Raw genomic sequence first — 11,942 nt, 5'->3', positions numbered from 1 at the left:
CTTTTTAAATTCTAATCTGTTTTCATATTTTACATACACGGGCGGACCTCGTTTATCTCGTGCCGCCCCTATATTGTCCCGTTCAATACAAATAAAAAAGACAACACCCCCGGAAAAATCCGAGAGCATTGCCCATAAAACATATTTAATTTTCCACTTTCACACTAACCGTATCGTTGTCCTCTCTGACAAGTCTATAGCCAATCGCAGAAAACACCCCTCCGACCAATACCATCAACAAGAGAGTTATATCCCCCGTCTTCGGAATTACAATCGGCGGTTTTTCAGGAGCAATCGGCGGCTCAACAGGCGGATTAGACGGCGGCACTTCAGGAATTCTCCTATCCCTGATTTCAATCATCTGGTTAAAACTACCCTCTTCTATGACAAATCTCACAGAATCAGAAAGAGCAGAATGACCCTTAGGAGGTTGAGTTTCCCATAAGAAATACTCCCCGAAAGGCAAACCGTCAACGGTAAAATAACCCTCAGCAGTTGACTCGACAACATACTCGACATTATTTATCCTCATCTTTTCAAAAATATCCCCAACCTTTTTAGTCACCATAAACTTCGCACCCGTCAAAGGAGTTCCGTCCTCAGAAATCTTCTTGAACTTGAAACCGCCCTCGCCGGCACGATAGTTCACTATCCTGACCTCAGTGCTTCTTGAACTGTTGATTGTAAAATAAGTTTCAGCCTGTCTAACCATATATCCGTTTGGAGCCTTCAACTCCTTAAACATATAGTCCCCAATCGGCAAATCATATAAAACTATCTCCCCATTCACATCAGTAGTCAAAATCTCATTCCTTGACCCGCTCGGCGAATAGACATTTTCCTTCAAAGGCACTCTTTCAACCCCGTCATTCTTTACAAAATAGAGTTCAAACTCAGCCCCTTGAAGCCTTGTCCCGTCAGTAGATACCTTTATAAGTTTGGTATTACCGGGCGGAATGTCAAATCCCCCCTTGGGAATAACCTTAAAATTTTTCTCACTCACGGTGAACACAAACGGATAAACCTTAACCGCACTGTCAGTGATTTCCCTCGCATAATAAGTTCCACTCTCAAGCTCGATATTGATTATCCCGTCTCTATTTGAGTATTCTGTGGAAATAGGAGCTGAATACCTTTTAGTAATCTGCTCATCACTTAAATTTTTTAAATTTTCAGCAATATTCACCTTTTCGTCTTCCAACAAATCAGAAGATACCTTCCAAAGGCTAAGACGTCTGTTTGAAAAGTCCGAGCTTTCGCTCTTCCCTTTCAAATCAATTGTCACACTGCTTTTTGCAAAAACATCATTTGGAAGTACCATGTTAATGATTAAGATGGCAAAAACAAATGCCCTTATTAGATTTTTATTTATTTTATTTAACATAAAGTCCTCCCGACTATGTTTAATTAAGCTTCTTCTTGTTCTTCATTTCTCTTCTTCATTGCGTAGAAAGCTCCGCCCATAATTGCAAGACCTGCTACAGTGAAGATTACAGTACCAATACCACCTGTTTGTGGGATAGTTACTTTATTATTTTTGATTTGCTTAGCATCTTTATCTTGAGTTTTTTCTAATTCATAATTAATTCCGTTTTCTTCTGATGTATAAGAACCTTTTTCTACTTTAAATGTAAAGCTTCCGCCACCTGTAGGAAGTGCATATCCTGCAGGAGCTTGAGTTTCCACTGCTTGATAATCTCCATAAGCCAAACCTTTAACTTCAAATTGACCTCTGTCATTTGAATAGAACTTAGTTGCTTGCTCCTTATCTACCCAAGTATAATTTAAGTTAGCTTTTACAAATGCTTCATTTCTAGCTTTTTCTAATCTATCTACTTCACCTTTTATAGCTTGGTCGCTATCAAAATTATCTACTTTATTTTCTGCTGAAATTTTACCTTTTGCTAATGCTTCATTAACTTTTTTAATAAACTCTTGATAATTTTTTTCTGCTTTTAAATATTCAGATTCCCCTACATTTGAGTCATTAATCTTTAAATATTTTCCATTGTTTGTATTATCATTAGTGTTTTTGTTTTGAATAACAAATTCAGCACCAGCAAGTCTTTTTAATTCATTACCAGCTTTATCATTTGTCTTAACAAATTTCTTTCCACCTGTTACAATTTCTGGAGTCTTTGGCACTAAAGGTGTTCCAGGCTTTTTATTGTTGTTCAATTTTATAGTTCCATTTTCACTTGTTGTATATTCTGGAGTGTAACCTTGAACAAACTCTTTTACATAGTAGTCTCCATCTTCAAGATTTGAGAATGTATGACTAAAATCTTTTGTCTTAATAACTGAATCTACTAGCGTATCTGTAGAAAAGTCTCCACTACCTTTTTTGTATAGGTAGTATGTTACTTTTGCATCTGCTGGAGCTTGATTCGATGAACCATCCGCCCATGTTTTTTCAACTTTAACTTCTGTCCCTTTTACTGTTTTTTCTCTTGGGTCTGTATTTTCCCCTGGCTTATTATTATAATCAAAAGAAATATTGTTCTTATCCGGTTGGTCAACAACTGCCTTGCTATTTACTGTAGCATGATAAGTTAATTTTACATAAATATCTTTGTCAGCAGCTGCTTTTTCAAGTTTTTCAATACCAGCTTTTTCTAAAGTTAAAATAAATCCTGAATCATTTTGTTCTATTTTATAATCAGCTGGAGTTTCTAGTTTAGTATTAGCTGTATCTGCACTTTCTCCATATTTAATCTCTAAATCTTTTTTATAAGTCAAACCTTTAGTCATGCTATCTTGCCATACTAATCTTTGATATAAAGATTTAGCAGGTATTTTTGTAACTACTTCATATGGAATTTCTTTACCAATTTCTGCACTTACAGTTGCTTTTTCTTTTTCATAATTAGTTAAAACTGCTCCTACATCTTTAAGAGCTTGAGCATCGTCTCCAGCGAACCCTTTAGCCGCTTCTAAACCATGTGTCTTAACAAAGTTCTTATCTATTTCCGGTGCATTTGTTGTATTCTTTGGATACACGTGTAAAGCATCTGTTTCACTAAATTTCTCGCCATTTTGTTTGTATACCGGTAACTCTAAAAGGAAAGGTACCGCTACTGCTCCTGCAAAAACTTTATTTCCATCTCTAACTGTTGTTTGATCTTCAATGAACCAATATGAACCTTTATCAAGAGTAAAAGTTGCCCCTGCATTTCCTCGTCCTGTAGTTTGTGTTTGTTCTTGAGTAAATTTATCTTTCTTATCAGAAGCTTTAATTTTTTCTTCTGTATCATACTTCGTTTTATTTGTAGAATCAGCTAATTCCTTTAATAGATCTGAATCAGTTACTTTATATACAATAAATTTAACATTCTCCAATTCCTTAGACTTATCCCCAAATATCTCTGTATAATCTTGAGGTTTAATTTCTCCACCATTGTAACCCTTTTGCTTTGCTTTTTCACTCACATCTTCCAATCTTTCTTGGTGCATTTTGTGTACTACTACTTTTGTTTTCCCACTATCTACTGCCTCAGCCGCAAAAGCCTCAAACGGTGCGAATACACTTAGCATCATTACAAGAGCAAGTAGCGATGCCATAATTTTGTTTTTGTTCATCATGTCTCTCCTTAAGTGTTTTAAAATTTTTAATATACGTATTATATGTAGTAATTTAAATTACTACATATAATTCTCTTTTGTTGTTTTAATTTTTTTCAATTTTTATCTTTAGTATTGCTTGTTTTAGCTTTGATGAGAAAATTTTTAATCTTCTCCCATCAAAGCCCTTTATTCTCTCTTCAAAAATGACTTTCTGCAAAGTGGGGGTAACTTTTTAATTTGTCCCACCCCCTTTGTTATCATACTTCCTCTTTCTAAGCTCATACCAAGCAAGAGCCATCAAACTAACCCCCGCTCCAACAAACGGAACAGTCCCCATTCCACCTGTTAATGGATAAACAGGTTTAGTTTTGGTGTTTACTATCTTATGAATAGTTCCATCACTTTCTGTTAGTTGTATCCCATTATAAGTTTTTACTTTTTTTATTTCACCTATATCATTTACTGTAAATGTTGCTACTTCTAATTCACTTCCTATTTCAGGATATCCGGCCGGTGCTTTTGTTTCGTAGAGTTGATAATCTCCCGGCGATAATTTTTCAAAAATAAATTCATTAGTCGAAGTATTGCCAATAGAATTTATTTCCTTAACGACATCATTTATTTTCTTTAATTTGAATTCTGCTCCCTTTAAGGCTTCTCCATTTTCATTTACTTTGTAAAATTTAATTTTATTTGGATAGTTTATAACTGTCTTTTCTGTTGGTGTAATTGGAGCTTTTTTATTTGTTACTGTTATTTCATTTTTGGAGCCATCGACAATAGACAATAAATCATCTGAAGCACCAGATTTTTTTATAACATTTATTATATTTCCCTTATCATCAACGGTTATTTGAACTTTCCATGGTGACGATGGTTTCTGATATCCGCTTGGAGTTATAACTTCTTCTAGGATGTAGTCTCCTGCCTTTATCTTTGTGAAGTATAGTGTACCCTTACTAATATTGTTTTGAGAATCCTGGCCTGTTTTAGCATATTGAAGGTATTTTTCTTCTCCTTCTACGCTTGTAAGTTTAAAGACAGCACCATCAATAGCTGTATTATCTTCACTATCTTTTTTAACCAATTTTATGGCCTTGCTATAATTTATAGTTGCACTTGGTTTAGCTTGGATAATTTCGTCGTTAAATCCTATTACTTCACCATTGCCTCTTCTCATAGAAGCAAATAATCTTATTGGAATATCTCCCGTTTCATATGGTGCTTTTATCCTTATAACGTACCCATATTGTTTTGGATTATTTCCTTCTCCGCCACCATTTATTGTTAATACTTTTGCTTGTCCATAAGTTGCAGGCCTATCTTCTACCGAATAATCTGTGCTTACTGTTAATTTTTGCTCAGTTTGTAATGAAGCTTCTGTCAACCCAAAACTTTCCGGCATTATATCAGGGTTTAGCTTTTCTGTATTAATAAGAGACTCAAATGGATGCTTTACTTTATAGATACTAATATCCGTTTCACTATTAAATAAATCAATAGCAGAAAAGCGATAATAAGGGTACAATTGATTACCAGTATTAGTATATAATCCCACTGTTATTTTATCTTGAGGCAATTTTTCACCATAAAGATAAACATAACTTATTGTATAAGGACTTGGATTTTCTTTTTTTATTGGCTCACCTTTAGAGTCCAACTTTGGTCTACCTGTTGCTAGATCAAGTTCAATCTTATCCGTATTGTAGTAGATAGCAGACCCTATATTATCATTACTTCTTTTGGCTCTTATAGAAAATCCACTATAATCAACACTAATTTGATTTTCATATACTTTTTCAACTGCAGTTTGTGCTAGTTCATTATCCTTACCCTTTGAAGGAATTGTATTTTTTATAGTAAGTAAAGCATTTTCTTTAACCTTATCCCTATTTACATAAAGTGGTGCTTCTATTTCTATCTCAAAATCTTGTTTATTGTTAACTGCACTAGTCAAGGTATACTTGTAAGTGTTGTCTCCATTTTTATTAGTAACTTTTATTAATTCTTCTCCCAAATATGATTTTATTGGAAGTATTTCGTCTTCTATCATCTTGTTACCTAGTCTATTTAAATTTTCATCATAGGTAATATAGAAATAGTCTCCTTCTTTAGCTTGTGCCGGTAAATTTATTTTAAATTTAACCTTGAGATATTCACCCTTATTCGGATAGACTGTGGCTTGATTATTGTCATTGCTTGATACTAGTTCATAGTCACTTACTTCAAGTTTTTTTATTAATTGACCGTCAAATACATTTTTATCTCTTTCTTTTTCTTTGTCTCCTTCACCAACTATAGTGCTTGTTGTATTAAATAATTCGTCAGGATCACCATCTTCTTTCAATTCTTCTCTATCTAATATATCAAATACTTTTCTATCTATTACTTGAGTATTGCCACTTTGATGAACTATTACCACATAATCATCACTTGCCTTGTAACCATCAGGAGATTTTGTTTCTTTAAGTATATAAAGCCCTGGTAACAGTCCAGTAAACTCTATACCATTTACATCTTCTATCTTTTTCTTTACAGATTCAAAGCTTTCAGGTAATTTTTCATTTTCTTTTTTAGACAAGGTAAACTCAGAACCAAGTATAAATTGTTGGTTTTCATTATTTTTCTTTAATCTAAACTTGCCTTTCCCTGAAAATTTTGTGTTTATAACTTTATGAATATCTTCATTAGATTGAACCAATTTTATACCATTATAAATCATTACATTGGTTATAGTTCCATCTTCTTTAACAGTGAAACTTGCTGCAGTTTGATCTGCAGGTGCTGAGAAGTCTTCTGGAGTTTGTGTTTCCTTCACTAAATAATTCCCTGATGAAAGTTTTTCATATTTTATAATGCTTCCAGATTTTTCAGAATTTTCAACCTCAATGTCACCTTTAAATAATTTAAATTTTGCACCATTTAAAGAATTTCCTTGGGCATCAACCTTGTAGAAAGTGATTTCGTTTTTGTAGTTTCTAAATAGTACTTCTGGCGATACATAAGGGCCTTTTTTATTTTTAATAGTTACAAAATTATCTTTAATTTCTACACTATCATCTGCATTTGTATAGTAGTTACTTACTGTCACATTCTGATTGTCAACATCAATATAAAGTTTCCAAGACTCTGACTTCAGTTTCTCATATCCCTTTGGCGGACTAATTTCTGTTAAAACATACTGGTTATTGCCTTGTTTCAAGCCTGTAAATACAAGTTCCCCTTTTGAATTGGTAGTCCTTGTTTGACTATAATTAGGATTCCCAGAAGTCCCTCCTTGTGTCAAAGTAAATGTTGCTCCTGGTAAGAAATTCTTCCCACTCTCATCTGTCTTTTTGATGATTATTTTTGGAATTTTCTTGATTTCTGCTTGACTTGATCCTTTATCTACACCAATTCCATAAACAAATGATAATGGTCGCAAATATCCGTAATAATCATAATTTTGTATGCTTGATGTTACACTTATATCTTGCTGTTTTTGTAATATTTTTGCTCCTGTTATCTTAACATTATATCTATTAGAATTACGATCCCCAGGTAAAGTTATATCTATACCTCCCTTAGTTTTATCTACTTTATCTGAGTTTACAAGATTTGAAAAATCCATAATCCCCGGTCCAAAGGATGCCGGCCTTTCCTTACTTTCTCCAATGTACCCATAACCATCTTTTTTTGAGATCACTATGTCAGCATTTGTAAAGTCAAGATTACCAGCTTCTATTGTTAGAATAGGATTCGCTATTCCATAGGTGGATGCTTGTACATAGATATCAACCTCTTGAGCTTTAGGATATATAAACGGCACATGGCCTACTTCAATATAATGAGTACTGCTCTTATATTGACCATAATAAATATTATCAAACTTAAAAGAGTCCTGTTTTTTTCCTGCTATGGTATTGATGAACGTTTTAGAAATATCGTCATTTGTCCAAATTTTATTTCTGTCTATATAGAGCGGTCTTGTTCCAGATAGAATTAATTTTTCACCTTGTTTAAATTTATCTGTTACTTTATAAATGAATTGATATGATTCATCAATGTAAGATGTTCCTATATGTTCCGCTACAGTTTCCCCTTTCTCATCAATAAACGGCTCTTGAGTCCTATCTTCAAGAGAAACCCCTCTCATATTTAAATTTTTATCTAATTTAATTGTAAATGTATCTCCTGGCATTGTATCCTCAGGAAATTCTAAATTAAAATCCATCCAGAAAACTCTTCTGTGCGCATCGAATCCACTTTCACTAATATTTTTATACATTTTATATCCAGTTATGTCAATTCTACCATCAAGGTTCATTGGTGTTGTTCTTGACTTTGATTCATCTATATCAATATTTGGTTTTGTAATATCGCCTTCTATTGGATATTTTTCTGGCGTATATTTATCAGCATCTACAATGAATGTGTTTCCATTTTTTTGTACTACAACTACAAACTTTCTAACATCTTTAACATATCCATCAGGCGACTTTGTTTCTTCAAGGTCATAAGTTCCCGGTGGAAGATTGTCAAAGTCGACCTTTCCATTTTTTTGCGTTGTCTTTGTTTGAGCTTGGAAATCCTCCTTTACTTGATGTGTTTCCGGCAATGGAGTTTTACTATCTCCATAGCTCATCTTTTTAGAAAGTTTAAAAGTAGCCTCTACTAATAAGTTTTCACCACTTTCATCCGTCTTATGAATTATAAACTTTCCATATTTGATATCTTCTTTTTCGTTTTTAATCTCTAGTTCTATCTTATTTGACGTATAAGTTGAACCAGTTCCCAATGAAGAGCTATCATAAGTAGCTATTCCTGAAATCATACTAACTCTACTTGATGGATTATTATTTACCAAGCTAGCAACTTGCGCCAAGTAGGTTCCTTGAATTTGTCCTTGTGGATAAATCATATTGCTATCAACAACTACAACATATTTGTCAGTACCGATATTATCAAATTGAACTGTAGCCTTTCCATAGTCAATTTTTATTTTATCTTTAAATTGGTCAGTTACGTCCTCCAGCTTATCTTTCTCATAGATAACTGCATTTGATAGACTTTGTCCAGATTTTACTTTGTAGACTTTTATTGCTGTTGCAATTGGTGAAATATTTGCTTTTATATAGCCATTTTTGTAATTACTATCTACATAAGGTGTAATTTCCAAATGTGTTGGAACTGTAATATTACTTCCCTTTTGGTTTACATATATAACTTGACTATACTTACCGTTTTGGTCATTGGTATAATCAAATGAAGCATTCATATTTAAACCATCATTACTTGACTCTCCTTCACTATATGAAACTTGCTTATTAATTGTGCCGACTGTATTTCCAACACTGGCTTTAAAGTCATAGCTTCCATTATTTTTAGCACCATATACATCTACTGAATAATCAAGTTTAAAAGAAAATTTTACACTTTGTAAGTCTTTTACAAAGGTATATCTGATTATTTTTTCGCCACCTAGAGAACTTTTTAAAAGTGTAGGCACCGCAATCTTTTCCCCAGCAATATCTGTAATAGTAGGTTGGTTTGGCTTGTCAGGTTGGAGCATGTTATAGTGAATGGTCTCTGAAATCTTTAGGTCAAAATAATCTCCGGCTTTTACATCTGTTGCTGTAAAATCGCCTTCAATTAAGATACCGTTTGAGTCTTTCCCAATTTCTAATGGACCATTTGGTGCTTTAGGTGTGGATAATGTTATGGTTCCGTTAAGTTTATTTGATATATCTTCCCCTTTTACTTCTTGTGGAGTTACATTATCCTTTTTCTCATTGACAAATATTGAACCCGTTGGTGAAACATATACGTTCCACTCTGTTTCTATCTTCTTGTATTTATCAGGAGCTTTGGTCTCTTTTAATATATATTCTCCCGGTGGTATATTATCAAATGTTGCTATACCATTTGTTGTCGATTCAGCTGTAAGGGTTTTTGTGCCATCTTTTTTAGTAAGAGTAAATTCTGCTCCTTGCAATTCTTTGTTATCAGCTTTATCTGTTTTCTTTATAATTAACTTAGCAAAGATTTCATTTGAAATAGTTGCTGTAGCTACAGTAACTTGGTGTTTGGTTATATGAGTACCTATATCGGCTGATGTAACATTTCCATTTTTATCAAGACCAGTTATATATTCCTTGACATAAAAATCTCTATTTTCATCAAACATTGATTTTGAAATTATACTATTAAAACCTAAGTTTGTTATCTTTAATTTATTATACCTATTTATCAAGGAATTATTTACATTCCCTAGCCAAGATTCACTATACGTGTAATTGAAAACTTTATTAATATTTGTACTAGATAGTTCTCTTAAAGCTCTATCAGCATTACTCCCATAATAGCTACCTTCAAATAATGTTATAAGAATATTTTCGGTATTTGGACTGTCTCCAAAAATTTGAGCTGTCTTTGTAAATGCTTGATCCATCCAGCCTTCAGCATTATTGTTATCTGGAAATTTGAAGTCTCCGCCTATATTAAAGGTCACTACATTTGTATTTTTTGGAGTAGTCCCTGCTAAAATAATACTTACTTTTCCTTTTAGCCCTGGTGTGTTTTTAAATGCATCATATATACTTGCTGCCGTTGTTCTATAATGGCTATATCTTTCGGTAGTTCCCTTTGGATATCTGTTCTCCACGGCTATAACTATATTAAGTTCTTTGCCATCATATGATAAAAGTGTTTTTTTGTCATTTTCAACAGATATATCTTTAGAAAGATTTGTGTCTGATTTAATGCTTGTATTTCCAGCATTATCAACAGTAATTGTTGCGGTTTCTTCAGTTTTAGTATAGCCATCAGGTGCTTCTGTTTCTTTTAATGTATAGATACCAGGTGACAAATTATCGATTGTCAAACCCTCTTCGTTATCCTTTAATTCTATAGTTCTACTTGTTCCATTTCCTTCTAATGAGAACTTAGCACCTTTTAGTGGTCTTCCATTTTTATCAGTCTTTTTAAGAATAAATTTACCCAAAGGGCCATCTGGATTTTTAGGGTTTTCTACAACAAAAACGTCTACTCCGTAATTATTTGATGTGGAGTCTTTTTTTATCAATTCTCCATCTATATTTATTTGTCCATCATTATCCACTCTAACTTTTGCAATTTTATCTGTTTTTTGATAGCCAATTGGCGCCTCTTCTTCTTTTAGTGTGTATTCTCCTTGAGGTATATTTGAAAAAGTTATTTCTCCTTCATAATTTCCTACTTGTTCTTTATTAAAAGTTCCAGAACTATTTTTCAAACTAAATTTAGCTCCAGGTAATCTATTATTTGTTCCTTCTTCAAGTTTAAGTAGTTTAAATTGTGCACCCACACTATAAGGAATTATTTTCTTTTCAATTTTATAACTAATAAGATTTTGGAACGTTTCGTTATTTACAGGTTTAAATACACGTATTTCAACTCTATTATAGTCTTGTGGTTGAACGTTTTGAGACTTCTCATATATCTCATTCATAGCTTCAATCAGTTTTCCTTGATCTTGTGTATTGGTAATATGCTTCTTTATTGCAACGTAAGTATCATCACCATCTGTATATCTCCAAATCACACCTTGAATCATATGATAAAAAGTTTGTTCTTTATTCCCACCTGTTAAGTTTACGTCTTTCAGCAGACTTTCTTTATTTGTATCGGCATAATAAATAGCCTGCTTAATCTTTTTTATTAGTTCTTCATTATTAGTATAATTTTTATTCGTTATTAACGAGCTAATGTTATCTATACTAGTTTCTTCAAAAGGATATTTTGTACCAAAACTAGGGAATGTTTTATTTGTGTTTATGCATAGAGCTTTTTCCCATTTACCATCTTTATCCTCAACACTTAAATAACTACCTCTTGCAGAAATAAAACCTCTATAATTTCCTTCTTGTCCACCTTGGGTTTTCAAAGATATTGTTCTTGATTGTTTCTCGCCAATAGATGAATTATTATATGACAATGTCATAGTTTGTTCTTGAGACACTGAATTTATTTTTGTAACAATCTTATATTCTCCACTTGAGTTATTAGGTGTCAATGTAAAATTATATTTCGACTTATTAACCAAATTACTTTTTAATTCTGGACCTGATATAGTGTTAGCTTCTGTTACATTTTGTCCATTACCTAATGTGATTTCAATTTTTGCATTCTTTGAAACATCCGTTGCCTTGATAGTCCATGTGATTGTATTTCCTTCAAGCTCTCCTCTAGCTTCTATTTGTCCATTACCTATTATTATTGGTACAGCACTATCCCATATATTTGTATTTATAGTTCTAAAATTATTTAGTTTTTGGCTTATACTCAGTTCGTCAGTTCTTAATTCAATTTTTAGAAATAGAATTGCCATTTTACTTTTCTCTTCTATTTCTAATAAAATA

Annotated in this window: 3 protein-coding genes; all 3 read right to left on the bottom strand. The window is 32.8% G+C overall.

From position 1 onward, the window contains the following. Positions 1–145: 145 nt before the first annotated feature. The 3 genes from HMPREF9129_RS02970 to HMPREF9129_RS02960 all read right to left on the bottom strand — a co-directional run bounded on the left by HMPREF9129_RS02970 (position 146) and on the right by HMPREF9129_RS02960 (position 11,911). Positions 146–1,384, bottom strand: a complete 1,239-nt coding sequence (locus tag HMPREF9129_RS02970; protein WP_004820206.1) for an MSCRAMM family protein — start codon at positions 1,382–1,384, stop codon at positions 146–148. 23 nt (positions 1,385–1,407) lie between these two features. Next, complete coding sequence (locus HMPREF9129_RS02965; RefSeq protein ID WP_004820204.1) at positions 1,408–3,579, bottom strand: pilin N-terminal domain-containing protein; 2,172 nt, start codon at positions 3,577–3,579, stop codon at positions 1,408–1,410. A 217-nt stretch (positions 3,580–3,796) separates the two neighbouring features. Further along, the gene (locus HMPREF9129_RS02960) at positions 3,797–11,911 is read right to left on the bottom strand and encodes a SpaA isopeptide-forming pilin-related protein (RefSeq protein WP_040552237.1); all 8,115 of its coding nucleotides are present in this window, start codon (positions 11,909–11,911) and stop codon (positions 3,797–3,799) included. Between the last annotated feature and the right edge of the window lie 31 nt (positions 11,912–11,942).

It is taken from the genome of Peptoniphilus indolicus ATCC 29427 (genome assembly GCF_000227315.1).
In the GTDB taxonomy this organism is placed as follows: domain Bacteria; phylum Bacillota; class Clostridia; order Tissierellales; family Peptoniphilaceae; genus Peptoniphilus; species Peptoniphilus indolicus.
Note: the sequence above shows the minus strand (reverse complement) of the source record. Positions and strands in the feature narration are given on the sequence as shown.